The following is a 17010-nucleotide window of genomic DNA, read 5'->3' on the forward strand; positions in this document are numbered from 1 at the left end:
TAAATAAATCACCTTAGGTGAAATGAAAAATCCACCCAGAATATGAGTGGATTTTATTCTAAATCAATATCTAAAAATAATTTTCAAGGAAAGCCGGATTATTCTTATTGCTCGGGAGTGGACACAATCCAACAGAAAGAAAAGGTAATTTATTTTTGAAGTGTATAAAATCGTCTTTTTATTTTACAGTTATGGCATCCCTAATATTTCTTCTAAATGATTTAATATTTTAGACTTTAAATTAATATATTTTTTATACTCATTTTCTTCTAAAGTATATTTTAAATCTATATCTCTCCATTCCATGAAAATAGGAATATACCAAAGAATTTTAACGGTATCTTTTGGAATACAATCTATTGAATCAAATTCAATAGATTGTAAATTGTGAAGAAAATCTTCGCCCATTTGTACATTAAAAACTCTATCTCTTAATAAGCCAAGAAAACCATCCATTTCCCAAGCATTTGAAATTTTCAAAAGTGTTGAGTTCATATTACAAGTTTATTTTTGAGATTTCTGAATAATATAAATTGTCTTGACGAGTATTGTGTCTAATTAATTCCCTGCTTTATATAATGTTACACTATGTTAGAGTATAATATTTCATTGTAAAAAATGTAAAATATTTTATAAACTTGGTCATCCATTGGCACTTGTATTTGTGGTTTTTATTATTGGGTTGCTATTATATTAACTAATACCTGATTTTTTTTGACACTAAAGTATATAAACCAAACGTTTTCTATCCCCTCTATTTTAGTAGGTCTTTCATATAAAAACTCACTCTCTAAAATAACCTTTTCATCTGTTCCCAAGCTTGGAATATTAAACTGCTCTATTTTATCAATCCATAATCGAATTGAAGCCAATATATCATCAGCACAAATCTGTTGAATGTAAGTACCACCTTTATACTCTGTTACAAATGTGTATTTTTTCATTATCTATAACCTTTAGCATTTCTACTTTAATTCTTTTCCTTTGAATACAGCTCTGCTTTTCGTCCATTTCATCCACACTAGCGAAAGTGTTAATCAAATCGTCACTTGTATTAAACTTTAGTCCAATTTGAGACAGAATCAGACGCACAAATAATCTTCGGCTGAAAAATATAAAAATACCACAAAATCTATCAGATACGACTAAAGATTTTATGGTATTTTTACTTATCTTAGACAAAAGCTATGCTATTGTGATTATACTAATACTGTAACGATTAGATAGGAACGACGTTGAAGTATTTCCAAATATACAACGAGTAACAAATTATTGAACAACCCAAAATGACAGCTAATATTTTGCCGTAGATATAACAAGGATTCAAGGGTACTATGAAAATATGCGAAATAATGACAAAATCGCCATAATTAGACTATTAACAACCATACAGTAGATTGTTGGAATAATTATTATACTTCATCTTATGTGATTATTATTAACACTTATCTCATTGAAGGCGATTTTAATAAGGGCAAAAAAACAGTATATTGACAACACCACACTTATGAAAACTTTTTTGACACTACTTTTTTCAATTTTCACAACACTAGCCTTTTCGCAAAAAGTTTTTACTGTTGACAATTTTTCAAATGAATATTATGGTGAAGTACATATCACCAGCTCTGATGACGTGTATAACAAAGGTTGGATAGCCATTTATGAACGAAAAACAAAACAGCGAGTTATAAGAGTATTTTCCGATGAAATTGTGTTAGAACTTCATGCGAATAAAGTCATGGCGAACATTAAATCCTTGGGGTATGGAGAACAAAGTTTACTCATGTATGATGACTTTAATTTTGATGGTATAAAAGATTTTGCAATAAGCGATGGACAGAATAGTTGTTATCATGGACCGTCTTTCAAAATCTATTTAGCTACAAAGAATGAATTTATTTACAATAATGATTTTACAAGATTGGCTCAGGAATACTGTGGAATGTTTGACATAGATGCTGAATCAAAGAAAATCTATACAATGACCAAAAGTGGATGTTGTTGGCATGAATATTCTGAATTTATAGTAGTAGATAATAAACCAAAGGCAATTAAAGTAGTTACTGATGAACCAGATAGAATATTCAGTCTCACTACTGAAGAAGTTTGGAATGGGGAAAAAATGGTAAAAAACACGATTAGAACGCTTGATTTAAACCAAGAAGGTCTTGAAGTCTTTCTTTCTTTTAATCTTCCTAAAAACAATAAACGAGTAATGCTCATTAATGTTGATAATAGTGCACTTTATTATGTTCTTGCCAAAAAAGATAGTACCATCGAATTTGCATATCCTATAAAATCAGATTATAAAAGTCCAGATTTTTATTTTGACCGTACTACAACCAACCTATCAGTCACCTTTAAAAATAACGATGCTACTTATAAAATTTATGAGTTACAAAATGAAATTGGAATCAAAATTACTTTCGGTGGTAAAACATCTTTCTTGATTGGCGACATAACTACTAAAAAAGGCAGTTTGGATTGGCTCCGAAAAGTGATGCTTGACAACGTACATTATTAAATTGTAATTATAAACGTCGCTCAAAACACAAAAATGATAGAAATCAAAACAAGCATATCTGATAAGACGGAAGTTCTAGATAATGGTCCCTTTTATCACGGAACGAAAGCAGATTTGCAAATTGGCGATTTGCTGACAGCTGGGTTTAGCTCGAATTACAAACCCGAAATCATCATGAATCATATTTATTTTACAGCTTTGGTGAATGGAGCGGGGCTTGCTGCAACATTGGCCAAAGGTGATGGTTCTGAACGTGTTTATATCGTTGAACCGATGGGCAGTTTTGAAAATGACCCAAATGTTACCGATAAAAAATTTCCGGGTAATCCTACTCGCTCCTATCGTAGTCAAGCACCCTTGAAAGTCGTTGGTGAAGTAACAGATTGGGTGAGATTGACACCCGAAGAGATTGCACAATGGCGTGAAAGGTTGGCAAACATTGAAGCGAATCCGAATGCAGTGATTATCAATTAATGACTAAAAATCGTTTTTCCTCACTTTGTGGTACTATAATTCCAAAAGATTTTTATAGATAATATTATGATTTTATGCTTTGATACTTATTATTTTGATAATAAAGCAAAAACGGTGTGTATCGCTTTTGAAAGTTGGGAAAACGATGAAAACTATCAAGTAACTACTGAAATACTAGAAGGGATTGAAGAATATCAATCAGGAGAATTTTATAAAAGAGAATTACCTTGTATTATGAGTTTGCTTGAAAAAATTCAAATCGAGAATATTGAAACAATTATAGTAGATAGTTTTGTGTTTTTGGACGATAATCAAAAGCTTGGTTTGGGCGGGCATTTATATAGAGAATTAGGCTCGACTATTCCGATTATTGGAGTTGCTAAAACAAACTTTGCCACCATAGAACAAAACAAAAGGCAACTTTTGAGAGGGACAAGTATAAAACCTCTTTACATAACAGCAATTGGCATTGACCTCGACAAGGCAACAGAACTAATAAAAAATATGAGTGGACCAAATAGGATACCTACTTTATTGAAAACGTTAGATACATTAACAAAGGAGTAAAGATTTATAATCCGTCAAAACTCACTTAGGCAATCTCTTGCTTTCTTTTAATATATGAAATAATGACACATAAAGATCAACAACCAGAGTTTTGGGAGGCAAACTTTATCGATAAACAAGAAATGTGGGGTTTTGAGCCCTCAAAGTCTGCTGTCTTGACGAAGGATTTATTTATTCAACACTCCGTAAAAAATATACTTATCCCTGGCTTTGGTTATGGACGAAATGCACAGATTTTTATAGAGAATGGCATTCAAGTAACGGGCATTGAGATTTCAGCAACGGCTATTGCTTTGGCTAAAAAACATTACGGTACAACCACTACTATCTATCATGGTTCGGTAACTGATATGCCATTTGACGATGGCAAATATGATGGAATATTTTGTTATGCGTTGATTCACTTGCTAGATGATCATGAAAGACAGAAACTCATCTCAGACTGCTACAATCAATTATCTGATGGTGGCTATATGGTTTTTACAGTTATCTCAAAAGAAGCACCTACTTATGGTAAAGGCAAGTTTATTAGCAAAGACCGCTATGAAATATTCGAAGGGGTTAAGATGTTTTTTTACGACAGGGAATCTATCCATGCAGAATTTGACAAGGCTGGACTATTTGAAATCTTATCAATCAATGAAAGTCAGCCGTTCTTTTTAATGAAATGTAGGAAAACGAAGTCCTAATAATATTTGCTAGTTTTTGAGTATCTAGCTGAGTCTTTAGTATCCAGAGGTCGTCAAATAGCAACCTCTGGAATTAAAAACCATTCTTTACCTAGTCCAACGCTAAACGAATAGCTTGTTCGACAGGTGAATAGCCAACATCAGAATCTGCAATAGTTAATTCATTTCGCAATAATAAAGGGGGCTGAGCCATAAATTTAGGGATATTTCCTCGATGGGCTTGTGCTGAATGCACCAAAAACGGATGACACAAATAAACTGTACCTGCCTTTCCTATGGCGAAAGCTTCTTCTCTTTTAGGTAATTCATCTAATTTCCCTGCCAGTTCCATAAAAGAAAGCCCTGAATCTCCTTTTTGAGATAACACCTTTGCCACATCGATATGCGACTTTTTGTAAATGATAGTCGGGGCATCGTTTTCGCTGACATCCGAATACAAAACCAACATCAATAAGGCTCTGCCTTTTGATTTGACATTGACACGCCACTCAAAATAATTGGTAGTGTCGTCACCCGAAAAACTTGCATCAACGTGTTTACCCGTATCATTCGGTTGTTTCGCACTGGGGAATCTAACTGGAAATGTACCTACACTCTGACAAGGAATCCATTTTCCTACACCCACCAATTGATTAAAAATATTTTGCAATGTTGGGGTATTAACAGAATCGATAAAGGGCTGTTGGGAATACATTCCTAGACGAACTACGGGTTCTGTCCAAGTTTGGGGATTAGAACGGTCAAAAGGAATATCCTTCCATAAAATATCTACTATTTCTTTCGCAATTTCCGAAGAAAATGCATGATCAATTCGAATGAAGCCTTCTGAAATAAACTGTTCTATTTCATTTTTATTTAATACGGTTGCCATAAAGTTTTTTTGCTTTAATTTATCATCATTGAACAATAACTAGCCTTGCACTATCAATAAGTTAGTGCATTGCCTTTGGAAGAAAAGCGGAAAAAGAATATTAAAGCATTACGGTCATCCTCATAAAGCAAATATAAAAACAATCTATAAATCTTGAGCTAAATTTGAAAAATACCCTTAGATTTAATACTAAGGGTATTTTGTTTTCCATTTATTTAGAATATATTTAGAGAAACTAATCATTTATTTTATAAAAAACCACCCTACAGATGTATCAAATGTTATTGAAAAAATCAATTTTTCTACTTCTTATTATATTACTGGTAAGTTGTCAAAGTACCCAAGACAAAATGAAAGATTTTGTTACAGAATATAACCGTTCTGCCAGTTCACTTTTTATCATGGATCATGATATTAAATCGTCGTATGCTAAAGTAATAACTAATGCCAGAATTAATATAGAATTTGGCACTAAAATATCACGAGACAATCAAAGCAAAATAAAAATCATTAATCAATTATATCCAAGCCTATTTGCGAGTGCTATAAAACAAAGTGGTTTGCTAAATGATTTATTAAATGAAGGAGTAGAATTTAATTTTGTATTTTTTGATGATAACTATAGAGAATTTACAAATATTGTCATTGACAGAAAAACCATTAAAGAATTACTAAAAGATTCTCCCAATGATAAACATTCTTCAGAAGTATCTAAAAATAATAACCCAAAGGCTGCTGAAATAGAACAAATGCTAAAAGTAATGAATGGGAACTTGCCTTATGTTGACCCAAAAACAGGCAATAAAGTATTAAGGATTAATCTGAGTGATAAAAATGAATTAGTTTATGAAGTTGAACCCGCTGCTGATTTGATGGTATTATTAAAGAGTGAGGATGGTAAAAACTTGCTTAAAGATGAAATGATGAGAAATCCTAACTTGAAATTATTAGCTAATAATTTAAAAAATACAGGAATTTTAGGTATAAAATATATTTATCTAAATAAAAAAGGGAAGGTTATTAATTATATTATTTTAGATGAGAAAGATTTGAAATAATAGCATCTAAATACGCATTTAGAAAATAAAAACTCATTGCAACAATTAATCATAACATATTTTAATAATGAGTGATAACAACAATGAATTGCCTATTTGGAGAATCATTTTAAGCATTGTTTCTAGTATTTTATTAATTACAAGATTAGTTACAGGTTGTTCAAATCATAATGCAAATAATCGCTTTGATGATGAAAGATTCAAGGAAGAGCTAGAGGTAATCACTGAAAGTAAAAATGAACAATTTTCAAATCAAGAAAATATAAAATCTAATGATATGCTCTATGCTAAATACATAGATATTGACATGCTCTCGCAAGAAATAAAAGAGCAGTATGGAATTTCTAAATTAGTAAGAGATTCATTGATTCTGCTAGATATTGATTCAAAAATAAAAATTCGAAAAAATTATTATTTCCAAAAGAATTATGACGATTCATTAAGATATGCCTTTAAAAGTCCTAAAGATTTAAACATCTTTATTCATAGTTTTACAGCTAAAGGAAAAGTGGAAGAGAATTTTAGAAGTCTAAAAGGAAACAGCTATTTAAAAGAATTTAAGTCTGATCATTCTATAAAAAATGTTCAATTATTTCATTATTCAATAATTAAAAATAATATGCAGTTCAATGGTTATGCTGTTATGATGAATTATGAAAACGATAATCTTTCATTTATGGAATTTGAAAGTAACCAATTAAATAAAAAAGAGTTAAGAAAATTACTATTGAGATTCCTAACAGAAAACATCATATTCAAAAATTAGTAACTACAAAGCTGTTCCATGTTTAAAAACTTGGAACGACAAATAAAATGCAGTCTCCAACTGCAAAACATATTCACTTATATTATTTTCTACAGAATCAGATTTGTCTATAAAATCAATAATCCTAGAGGAACATATTTTAACAAAAATGCCCTCAGTATTTAATCTAAGGGCATTTTTTTTTCCATTTATTTTGAATATATTTAGAGAACCTAATCATTTATTTCACAAAAAAACCACGCTACAGATGTATCAAATGTTCTTGAAAAAATCAATTTTTCTACTCCTTATTATATTACTAATAGGCTGTCGCAAAAGTACCAAACAAAAAATAAGCGATTTTATCAAAGAATATAATGCTTACACCTTTAATGCTGATTATAGATACCCTAATTTAATATCCACATATGCTGAATTAGCGACTGAAACTAAAATTAGGATAGTATCGAAGGTCAGAGTTGAAAAACGCGATATTGATAGAATAAATTCTATGGAAAAAAAAGCTCCTATGATATGGTCGAAAGCTTTAAGTAAAGACAAGGAACTTGTTAAATTAATGGATGATGGTGTAATATTTGAATTAGTATTTTTGGCTGAAGATGGCACCGAACTTCTTAATACAGACATTGATTTACTAACCTTTTATACATTCTATGAACCACCTGCAAGTGATAGGAAACCTAGTAATAAAAGACTTAACTATGCATTCCAAGAAGTACCTGTAAATGATGAGAGTCTTTCCGAGGTATCTAAACCTAAAACTCCAATGGAGGTTGAAATAGATAATACCTTGAAAGAATTGAATAAAAATTTACCTTATATTGACCCAAAATCAGGAAATAAAGTTTTAAATATTGAGTTCAGCGATAAAAATGAATTGGTTTATGAAGTTATTACTTACGAGGATTTGAAAACTATAGTAATGAAGGGAGAAGATAATATTGAATTTAAAACTAGAATAATACAAGACAAAGAATTGAAAACGTTGCTCAAAAGGGTAAAAAGATATGGTATTACAAAAATAAAATTCGTTTATTTCAATAGTGTAGGAGACCGCTTAACACAAATTATTATTAATGAAGACGAAATGAAATGATAAAATCTGTCTTCCTATTCAACACGTTAAAGAATCACAACCACCAACCAACAATAATATATTTTAATAATGAAAGAAAAGAAAGAAGTGCCAGTATGGAGAATCCTTTTAAGCCTTGCTATAAGTATTTTTTTTATTACAAGATTATTTTTAGAATATTCAAATCTAAGTTCTAATACCGATAGCTTTCATGGTGATAATCCATTTAAGAAAGCCATACAAGAAATAACTGGAGAAGCTAATGAAAAATTTGATAAAGTAAAAAACAATAAATCAAATGAGGCTCTATACGACAAATATGCAGATATTAATGTATCCCTTCAAGAAAAAAGAGAAAAGGATGGAATTATTAAATTAGTTAATGATTCGTTAGTTAATATAGATTATTATTCAAAAATAAAAATTCCTAAAAACTCTTATTTTCAAAATAATTATAGCGATTCATTAAAATTCGCCATCAAAATGCCTAATAATTTAAACATTTTTATTCATAGCTTTCCTGCTCAAGGAGAAGTAAGGGATAATTTTGCAAGTTTAAAAAGAGCAAGCGATTTAAAAGAATTTAATTTTGATTATTCAATAAAAGATGTTCTATTATTTCATTATAAATTAACTGAAAACAAGATAAAATTCAATGGTTATGGAGTAGTAGTGAGTAAAGAGGACGCTAAGCTGATATTGATGGAGTTTGAAAGTAAAAAATTAACCCAAAAAGAGTTAAAAAAACTTTTAGTAAAGTATATAGCTGAAAACAAGATAGTTATACATTAATTTTGTTTTAGTTTACTTCTCTTTTATACTTAACTAACCCAAAACTATTTAGGGGGCTTAGTAGAACAATCTTGGAATTATCTACTTCACTTAGCCAGAGACCAGAGATTATATGACCAATAGAAAGGCTTGTTAGAAATAGATTTTGTTTAAATATATTGTAGTTGCCTTGCACTCAGATACTGCTTTGTATTTATCGTTCCAAGTCTAAAGATATGGAACAGCAAAAGAGCAAACAATTTATCACTCCTTTAAAATACAAAATCTCCCTTCTACTCTCATTGAGTAAAAGGGAGATTTATATTATATCGTTTTAAACAATTAGAGATTTCCTATCGGGAAGCTTACTCCTACATTTATACCCAAATTTCTGTTCATGCTGTTACTAGTGGTAGATTTTGTAGCATCTGTTAGGCCTAAACCATAACGAGCATCTACATTCAACCAAATTTGGTCTGCTAAAGCATAGTTAAACCCTCCTCCTACTGTTACACCAAAATCAGTACTCGAAAAATTCTGTCCGTTTGGATTCAAATCAATACCATTTTTGTCTTTGGCATTTAATAAAAAGTTTACATGTGGCCCAACAAACAATTTTGGTCTAAAAGAGCCTGCTGTGTTTTCACCTGCGAAATAATAAGTAAACAACACTGGCACTTGTAAGTAATTCAAATTGATTGAATTGTCTACATTTTTCACCTTCGCGCCCAATTCATTATATAATACCTGTACACCTACGCCAAACCAATTTTTACTACTGTAGTTGAAAAATGCTCCTGCTGCGAGTCCTGTTTTAGTTGAGGTATTATCGTTTGAAGATAAATTAGAAAAATTTACACCAGCCATTGGGCCAAAAGATAAATTTTGTGCTTTCGATAAGCTAGCCACTAATAAAATAGCTACAATGAATAAACCTGTTTTCTTGTTCATAACTTTAATGGAATAATTGAATGATAATTAATTACTGTTGATGGTATTAAAAATATTATTCCATTGTTGGTTCATAGCTGATTTGGCTATGATTGGTTATAAATAAAGAACTGGGGCTTACTGAAATTCCCCAAAATTCCCCAAAATACACACAGTAACAAGCTTTTTTATGTTTCGATAAGTATTAATCCTTAATTTTGTAGCTGAATAATAAAATAAGACTTAAAAGCATTAACAGGTGTTTAATGTGGTTATTCACATTTTGATAAACTCATGAAAAAAATCAATTCTTATAGAACACTCTTTGGTGCAACAAAAACAACTGAGCTTTCTGAATTAAAAAAAACATATAGAAATCTGATAAAAGAGTGGCATCCTGATAAAATTCAAGATAATGAGGAGCTACAAGCACAAGCTGCGGTGAAGAGTAAGGTAATCATTGAAGCCTATAATCTTTTGGTAGGTATTGCGCCAGAAACACATTTGGCTAATGCAGAAGAGTACACTCGTATCACGACGACTTCTATCATTGAAGATTTTGATTATAAAGATGAAACGTTAAAAATCATCTTTCATGATAATGTGGTGTATGAATATTTCGGTGTGCCTAAAAATACTTATGTGAAGCTTGTTAATGCTCCATCATTGCCAAGATTTGCCAAAAGACATATCTTTCATTCTTTTACTTATAGAAATGTGAGTAAGTAGAGGCCTTCCTTATTTCTAGTGAGATAAGGATTTGTTGACGATTATAGGGTAATAAAATTAATCCTTCCTATAATAGGAAGGATTAATTTTAATAGTAGATTTGCTACATCATCCTAGCCTTTATATGCTCCGTTTCAGCATTAGATATAGCGTCTTGAAACTTCATTGCATGGGCTTTTATAGTCCTAATATTGTATTTTTCCTTTTCCAGTTCCTTTACTATCGCTAAATAATAGCCGTTTGCCACTTTATTATATTGCTTAACAGCCAAGCAGGCAGAACTTTTCGCATCTATTTTACCGATGTATTTTTCTACCAAAGCGAAAAACTCCTCTGCTTTTTTCAAATTTTTCCCTGCATTTTGTACAAGTTCTAACAATTCTGCTTTCGTAAGAGACTCTGCCAGTTGGACAGCCGAAATTTGTTCTAAGGCAACTGTATAATGTTCTGATACTTGCTTAGAGTCTTTTTCTTCTAGCTCTGATTGTGTTTGGGCAAACAAATTTATAGAGCATGAGACTAATATTGCCCAAAAAGAAAATGTGAATAATAGTTTTGAGATTTTCATGATTTTATCAATTTCGCATTATAAATAACACATCTCGGTATATTCAATTTTTTATCACCTTTCTATTAGCTGGTTACTTAAGTTCTAATGATTACCCATAAGCATATAAATAACTGATAATCAAGCTCTTATTTCTAGCGAGGGACTTAAGTCCCTCGCTAGAAATAAGAGCTTCACGTAGTCATGCTGTGACATGAGGCGACCAAAGCTCAGTTTGAAAGACGATTTAAGCCTATTTGAACCAATTTTATCAATAATTACATCTTCATTTCAACTTTTTAAAAGATGTGGATAATGGTTAGGACTTAAGTCACCCGCTAATAGAAAATTATTTTGAGGGTTATGTTCTCAAAAAAAATTAACAAACATTCTACGCCAAGCCAATTTCTTTGGCTAAATACACATCTTGCACAGCATGCAAAAGTTCTACGCCATCAGCAAATGTACGCTGAAAAGCCTTTCGCCCTAAAATCATCCCCATCCCTCCTGCTCTTTTATTGATGATGGCATTCTTGATAGAATCCACTAAATCAGAAGCTCCTTTAGATTCCCCTCCTGAATTAATCAGCCCGATTCTACCCATATAACAATTGGCTACCTGATAGCGACAAAGGTCTATCGGATGCTTTGTCGTTAAATCTGAATACATCAGCGGGTCGCTTTTTGAAAAGTCAATCGCAGCAAAACCACCGTTGGTATCAGGTATTTTTTGTTTGATAATATCAGCCTGAATCGTTACGCCTATATGATTGGCCTGTCCCGTAATATCCGCGGCTGTTTCATAATTAATACCTTCTTTTTTAAAGCCATTATTACGGGTGTAACACCAAAGTATGGTGGGCATTCCTAAGCTATGCGCCTCCTCAAAGGCTTCTGATACCTCAATAATCTGTCTACTCGACTCCTCTGAACCAAAATAAATGGTAGCTCCAATGGCTGTAGCCCCTAAGTTCCAAGCTTCCCGAACCGACCCAAACATGATTTGATTATATTTAGTGGGATACGTTAGCAATTCATTATGGTTTATTTTTACAATAAAAGGTATCTTATGGGCATATTTTCGGGCAACCAGTGCCAGATTGCCAAAGGTAGTAGCCACTGCATTGCAAGAACCTTCCATCGCCAGTTTCAAGATATTTTCTGGATTAAAATAAATTGGATTTTTGGCAAACGAACCTCCAGCGGTGTGTTCTATGTCTTGGTCGATAGGTAGAATTGAGACATAGCCTGTACCTGCCAAGCGACCATGGTTAAAAATACTAGCAAGGTTACGCAATACCTGTGGGCTACGATTGCTTTCTACCAAAACCTGACTGATATAGTCGGGTGAAGGGCGGTATAAGAGTTCTTTTGAAAAGGTAGTACAATCGTGATGTAATAGATTATCGAAATCTTCTCCCAATAGTTCAACAATCTTCTGAAAGTCCATAATTAAAATGGTTTATTTTTTTGAAACACTCACGCGCCATACGATATTAGAAACATCATCTGTCACCAACAGGGAGCCATCAGGCAATACGATTACACCTACGGGTCTTCCATACACATTTTTCTTCTCATCAGCCATAAATCCAGTCAAGAAATCTTGTGGTTTTCCACTGGGTTTCCCATTTTCAAAGGGTACAAACACCACTCGATAACCCGATAGTACCGAACGATTCCAAGACCCATGTTGGGCAATAAATGCACCATTATGATATTTTTGGGGAAACGACTTTTGATTATAAAAAGCTAATCCAAGAGATGCTGTATGTGACCCCAAAGGAACATCTGGCACAATGGCTTTGGCTACTAAGTCTGGTCTTTTTTCTTCCACCCGTGGGTCAACATGCTGACTAAAATAAGAATATGGCCACCCATAAAAACCTCCGTCTTTTACACTTGTTAAGTAATCAGGCACTAAATCATCGCCTAATTCATCTCTTTCGTTCACAACCGTCCAAAGGGTTTTCGTACCCACTGCCCAACCCATTCCTACAGGATTTCTTAAGCCACTAGCATAAATCCGTTCACCCGAGCCATCTGGATTAATCTCGAGAATATCTGCCCGTCTGAATTCCTGTTCCATGCCTTTTTCAGCAACATTAGTATTTGAACCAACCGATACATAGATTTTTGTATTATCGGCATTGGCTAATAAATTACGAGTCCAGTGGCGGGGATGTTCTCCAATAGGCAATTTCATTATCGTTTGTCCTTTCTCAATAATTTCTGTCTGTCCTTTTTGATAAGGGAAACGCAACACGGCATCTATATTGGCCACATATAGCCAATTTCCGATAACTAACATTCCAAAAGGTTGATTTAGGTCTTTCAAAAAAGTAGTGCGTAAATCAGGTATACCATCTTGATTAGTATCACGTAATAAAGTAATTCTATCAGCACTTTTACTTAAATTATTTGATTTACTAGCCCCAATAATACGCCCGCCTATTTTTTCGATTAAGGTATGATTAGAATTGCTTTCAGCCACCAATATATCTCCGTTCGGGGTTACGTACATCCATCGCGGGTTATCAAACTGATCAGCAAATCGGGTAACAATAAAACCTTCTGGAGCTATAGGTGTTTGTCCGTTTTCCCAACCATGAACATTACTGAAATTCATAGTCGATTTGGTAGCATAAGGTGCAGGTAAAGTAGCAGGCTGAGGTTTCTGAGCTAATCCTGATAAATTAATAAACGGCGATAGCCCTATCAATAAAAAACAAGTTCTTTTGAAGGAGGTATGGCACAAAGGTAGTAGCTTGAATAACATCATCATTATTATTTGATTTAGTTTTATGTTCTTCAAGAATAGATAAAATACTGTGCCATAGGGGGAAAGAGGGATTTATAGGTGTCTAAAATTTCCTAATGAACGCTATGATGTATTAAAGGGCTCAAAAAGGATTCCTGTAAGTACGTTTTTTCGAACACATTTTTTATATGCTCATATTTGTTATAGAATGAATCGATATACTCATCGTCTGAATTTAATCCGTCACAATTAATTATTTTTTTACTTCCATCAGAAAAAAATATTTCAATCTTTTGACTTATATAAACCAGAGAAGATTTTTCTACAAAAACAATCTTTACAATATTATCAAAATCATAGTTTTCGGCTTTGGCTGAAAGTAAGACTATTTTATCTTTTTCAATGATAAAGTCTTTACAAAAAATATAATAATAAATACTATTCAAAAGAAGATATGATGGTATAAGCACCATCATAAATTCTATTTTAAGGATATAAAAAATTATCCAAATTGGTATAAATATTCCTAATTTGTTGACAAAATAGAAATAATATCTATTTTTTACTTTCATATAAAAGAATAGTAATCTTAATACACTACGACGACAAGCTGCCTATTACACTTTGACTATCAACAACTTACAACCATTATTCCTAGCGAGGGACTTAAGTCCCTCGCTAGGAATAGGAACATCTTAAAGTACAAAACCTCTTTTATTATCTTCTTCCAACCAATGCGGTAATTCATTATGCTCAGCATAATAGGCATTTATTTTATCTAGATATTCATCATCTGTAGAGACTAAATATGGAGTTTCTTGATAATTTTCTTTTGATAGCAATTTGAATAAACTAAATGAGGTAAATATAGTCATCCTCAATGTACGGCCATGTTCTGTATTTATTCCTATACCTCGTTCAAAGATTCTTACGAAAAAATGATATGGATTGATTGGATATAATTCCCTTACAAATTCATTTTCGTTAAACATCTCCCAAGTTAAATACATGTGTACCATTAACTTACCAAACATACCAATAATAGTTTTATTGTTCTCAAAATTCTCATCATTTTTATAGATGATTTCACTTTTGTTTTCAAGTACATCTTCAGGTATGAGTCTGTTAATTGTACCTAATGAATATATTTCCTCATGAACAATGTGATTGATTTTAACATTTACTTCATATATTCTTCTAAAGCCTTCAAAAAGAAGTAATCTTTCTGAAATAGAATTGTCTTTCTCAATTTCTGAACTAATACTATTAGTTCTTTTGAAAATCTGAGAATCAGTGTTAATTTTCATGCTATTATATATATTAAGTCTTTCATCAACGACTAAATCTAATGTTGAACAATAATTATCAAATGTAGTTGTGATTTCTAAGTTAGTAACATTTTAGTAAAATTCCCTTGATGCGAAGTAAACGGTTGGAAAACATTGCAGATAAAAATAAGTCGAGCGTGACGCTCTTAATCGTTTGGAGTCGTAGGATAATATACGAGGAGACGGAGTAGCTTATAATTGAACGTTTTTAATTGTGTATATAACAATTATTATTTTAATAAATAATAATCCAATTTTTCGTTAGAAAAGGCAGTCAATCCTAATTCCTGTTTCATTTACAAGATTTTTAATGTATTCAATATTATTTAGACTGAATTGCTTATCTTCTTTTTGAAAATCCCTTTCTTCTAATTGTATAATAGGCTTCATGTTAACGTAAAATCTTTTTTGTAAATTCTTAATAACAAAATCACCAAGATTAACTTCTCCATGTTCATATCTATAACAATACCCTTTTTCAAAAAAAACTATTATTGGTTCATATGGATTTGGGAGTGTAAAAAAGAGCTTTGGAAATTCCTCTTTATGTAATTCAAAGTTTAAATAGTGAATAAGAATAGACTTATAGGATGATTTTAAGATTTTACCATATGATTCATTATCTAAATCCCATTCATTATTAATCATATTTGCAAAGTCAAGGTTTCTGACTTGATTTATTTCAACTCCTTTCAGCTTCTCTATTTCAACAACCCAAATAACATTTCGCCTTATATGTTCTAAGTAAAGCAACAGAAAGTTGATAATATTGTTATTCCCATTTGATTCTGGACCAGGATATTTAGATTTTATTTTCTCTACCCTTTCCAAAGCTCTTATAAAATTATCATTTAATTCGTTTTTCATGACTCTTCCAATTTTACAATTTCAACATTCCTTTACCACAATCAAATACCCCACTCATTATCAAATACTTACCTTAAAGAACATACCCTCTTTTATTATCTTCTTCAAGCCAAGGAGGTAATTCCTTATGCTCAGCATAAAAGGCATTTATTTTATCTAGATATTCGTCATCTGTTGATACTAAATAAGGTGTTTCTTGATATATTTTTTTTGAATGCAAATCACTATATATGTATGATTCATAAGGGTTTATCTCTACATATCTGCCATCTACTTTACTGATTTGTACTCCTCGTTCTAATATTCTTATGAAGAAATGGTATGGATTCATAGAATATAACTCCCTTACAAAAGTATTTTCACAAAACATCTCCCAAGTTAAATACCTATATATCATTGAAAGACCTAATATTCCCGGCCAAAATTTTTTATCTTTAATTCCCTCGCTGATTATATGACTTATTTTTTCAAGTATATCTTCAGGAATGAATCTGGTAATTGTACCCGGTGTATGTCCTTCGTCATGAAGTATGTGATTGATTTTAACATTTATTTCATATATTCTTCTAAAACCTTCAAAAAGAAGTAATCTTTCAGAAATATTAAATTTTTCTGGATTTGCTGGTACTGGGTTAATACTATTAATTCTCTTAAAAAATCTCAGGGTTCGTTTTAAATTTCATTCTAATATATTGAGTATTTCATTAACGATTAAGTCTAATGTTGAACAATAATTATCAAATGTAATTGTGGTTTCTAAGTTAATAACATTTTAGTAAAACTCCCTTGATATGAAGGAAACGGTTTGAAAACATTGTAGATAATAAAGTGCGAGCGTGACGCTCTTAATCGTTTGGAGCCGTAGAATAACATACAGCTTGAAGCAGCAAGGACATTAATACTGAATCTTATATCTTAATAAAATTTTACAATTTGATTTTCAAATCTTTCAAGTTCCATTGAGGATAATTGATAATCGTCTAAAAAACCAATTAGTATATTGTACTTTTTATACATTTCTAAAAATATATTGATTAATTGCAAATCAATTAT

Annotated in this window: 20 protein-coding genes; 9 read left to right on the forward strand and 11 right to left on the reverse strand. The window is 31.6% G+C overall.

The features are described 5' to 3' along the window. Positions 1-189 precede the first annotated feature (189 nt). The gene (locus tag J2Y60_RS24535; RefSeq protein ID WP_309924718.1) at positions 190-495 is read right to left on the reverse strand and encodes a hypothetical protein; all 306 of its coding nucleotides are present in this window, start codon (positions 493-495) and stop codon (positions 190-192) included. Between the two features lie 179 nt (positions 496-674). After that, complete coding sequence (locus tag J2Y60_RS24540; RefSeq protein WP_309924717.1) at positions 675-944, reverse strand: hypothetical protein; 270 nt, start codon at positions 942-944, stop codon at positions 675-677. A 563-nt stretch (positions 945-1507) separates the two neighbouring features. On the opposite strand from J2Y60_RS24540, the gene J2Y60_RS24545 reads away from it, so the two are divergent. The 4 genes from J2Y60_RS24545 (at position 1508) to J2Y60_RS24560 (ending at position 4254) form a co-directional block, all read left to right on the forward strand. After that, positions 1508-2524: an XAC2610-related protein gene (locus J2Y60_RS24545; protein WP_309924716.1), complete on the forward strand. Its 1017-nt coding sequence runs from the start codon at positions 1508-1510 to the stop codon at positions 2522-2524. A 33-nt stretch (positions 2525-2557) separates the two neighbouring features. Beyond that, positions 2558-2998: an NAD(+)--rifampin ADP-ribosyltransferase gene (arr, locus tag J2Y60_RS24550; RefSeq protein ID WP_309924715.1), complete on the forward strand. Its 441-nt coding sequence runs from the start codon at positions 2558-2560 to the stop codon at positions 2996-2998. Between the two features lie 66 nt (positions 2999-3064). Next, positions 3065-3565, forward strand: coding sequence for an endonuclease V (locus J2Y60_RS24555; RefSeq protein WP_309924714.1), 501 nt, complete (start codon positions 3065-3067; stop codon positions 3563-3565). 62 nt (positions 3566-3627) lie between these two features. Further along, positions 3628-4254, forward strand: coding sequence for a class I SAM-dependent methyltransferase (locus tag J2Y60_RS24560; RefSeq protein WP_309924712.1), 627 nt, complete (start codon positions 3628-3630; stop codon positions 4252-4254). A gap of 91 nt (positions 4255-4345) precedes the next feature. Here J2Y60_RS24560 and J2Y60_RS24565 read toward each other — a convergent pair whose 3' ends face one another. Then, positions 4346-5125, reverse strand: coding sequence for a phytanoyl-CoA dioxygenase (locus J2Y60_RS24565; protein WP_309924711.1), 780 nt, complete (start codon positions 5123-5125; stop codon positions 4346-4348). Between the two features lie 350 nt (positions 5126-5475). On the opposite strand from J2Y60_RS24565, the gene J2Y60_RS24570 reads away from it, so the two are divergent. The 4 genes from J2Y60_RS24570 (at position 5476) to J2Y60_RS24585 (ending at position 8816) form a co-directional block, all read left to right on the forward strand. Beyond that, a complete protein-coding gene (locus J2Y60_RS24570) occupies positions 5476-6183 on the forward strand; it encodes a hypothetical protein (RefSeq protein ID WP_309924710.1) in 708 nt (235 codons plus the stop codon). Positions 6184-6250: 67 nt separating this feature from the next. Beyond that, positions 6251-6949 (forward strand): hypothetical protein, encoded by a 699-nt coding sequence (locus J2Y60_RS24575; protein ID WP_309924709.1) that lies wholly within the window; start codon positions 6251-6253, stop codon positions 6947-6949. Positions 6950-7097: 148 nt separating this feature from the next. Continuing rightward, on the forward strand, positions 7098-8045 hold the full coding sequence (locus tag J2Y60_RS24580; protein WP_309994781.1) for a hypothetical protein: 948 nt from the start codon (positions 7098-7100) through the stop codon (positions 8043-8045). 69 nt (positions 8046-8114) lie between these two features. Further along, entirely contained in the window at positions 8115-8816 is a 702-nt protein-coding gene (locus J2Y60_RS24585) for a hypothetical protein (RefSeq protein WP_309924707.1), read from the forward strand. Between the two features lie 321 nt (positions 8817-9137). Here J2Y60_RS24585 and J2Y60_RS24590 read toward each other — a convergent pair whose 3' ends face one another. Beyond that, on the reverse strand, positions 9138-9746 hold the full coding sequence (locus J2Y60_RS24590; protein WP_309924705.1) for a porin family protein: 609 nt from the start codon (positions 9744-9746) through the stop codon (positions 9138-9140). A 273-nt stretch (positions 9747-10019) separates the two neighbouring features. Between J2Y60_RS24590 and J2Y60_RS24595 the strand changes: the two genes are divergently transcribed. After that, positions 10020-10454, forward strand: coding sequence for a KTSC domain-containing protein (locus J2Y60_RS24595; protein WP_309924704.1), 435 nt, complete (start codon positions 10020-10022; stop codon positions 10452-10454). A gap of 103 nt (positions 10455-10557) precedes the next feature. On the opposite strand, the gene J2Y60_RS24600 is transcribed toward J2Y60_RS24595, so the two are convergent. From J2Y60_RS24600 to J2Y60_RS24630, 7 genes are all read right to left on the reverse strand, one after another. Then, positions 10558-11022, reverse strand: coding sequence for a hypothetical protein (locus tag J2Y60_RS24600; protein ID WP_309924703.1), 465 nt, complete (start codon positions 11020-11022; stop codon positions 10558-10560). Positions 11023-11392: 370 nt separating this feature from the next. Then, positions 11393-12451, reverse strand: coding sequence for a class I fructose-bisphosphate aldolase (locus tag J2Y60_RS24605; protein ID WP_309924702.1), 1059 nt, complete (start codon positions 12449-12451; stop codon positions 11393-11395). A gap of 12 nt (positions 12452-12463) precedes the next feature. Continuing rightward, a complete protein-coding gene (locus tag J2Y60_RS24610; protein WP_309924719.1) occupies positions 12464-13630 on the reverse strand; it encodes a sorbosone dehydrogenase family protein in 1167 nt (388 codons plus the stop codon). Positions 13631-13875: 245 nt separating this feature from the next. Further along, positions 13876-14334: a hypothetical protein gene (locus tag J2Y60_RS24615; RefSeq protein WP_309994784.1), complete on the reverse strand. Its 459-nt coding sequence runs from the start codon at positions 14332-14334 to the stop codon at positions 13876-13878. Between the two features lie 123 nt (positions 14335-14457). After that, positions 14458-15069, reverse strand: a complete 612-nt coding sequence (locus tag J2Y60_RS24620) for a hypothetical protein (RefSeq protein ID WP_309924701.1) — start codon at positions 15067-15069, stop codon at positions 14458-14460. 282 nt (positions 15070-15351) lie between these two features. Further along, complete coding sequence (locus J2Y60_RS24625; protein ID WP_309924700.1) at positions 15352-15957, reverse strand: hypothetical protein; 606 nt, start codon at positions 15955-15957, stop codon at positions 15352-15354. Between the two features lie 73 nt (positions 15958-16030). Beyond that, positions 16031-16288, reverse strand: coding sequence for a hypothetical protein (locus J2Y60_RS24630; RefSeq protein ID WP_309924698.1), 258 nt, complete (start codon positions 16286-16288; stop codon positions 16031-16033). Positions 16289-17010: the final 722 nt, after the last annotated feature.

This window comes from Arcicella sp. BE140, assembly GCF_031456255.1.
In the GTDB taxonomy this organism is placed as follows: domain Bacteria; phylum Bacteroidota; class Bacteroidia; order Cytophagales; family Spirosomataceae; genus Arcicella; species Arcicella aquatica.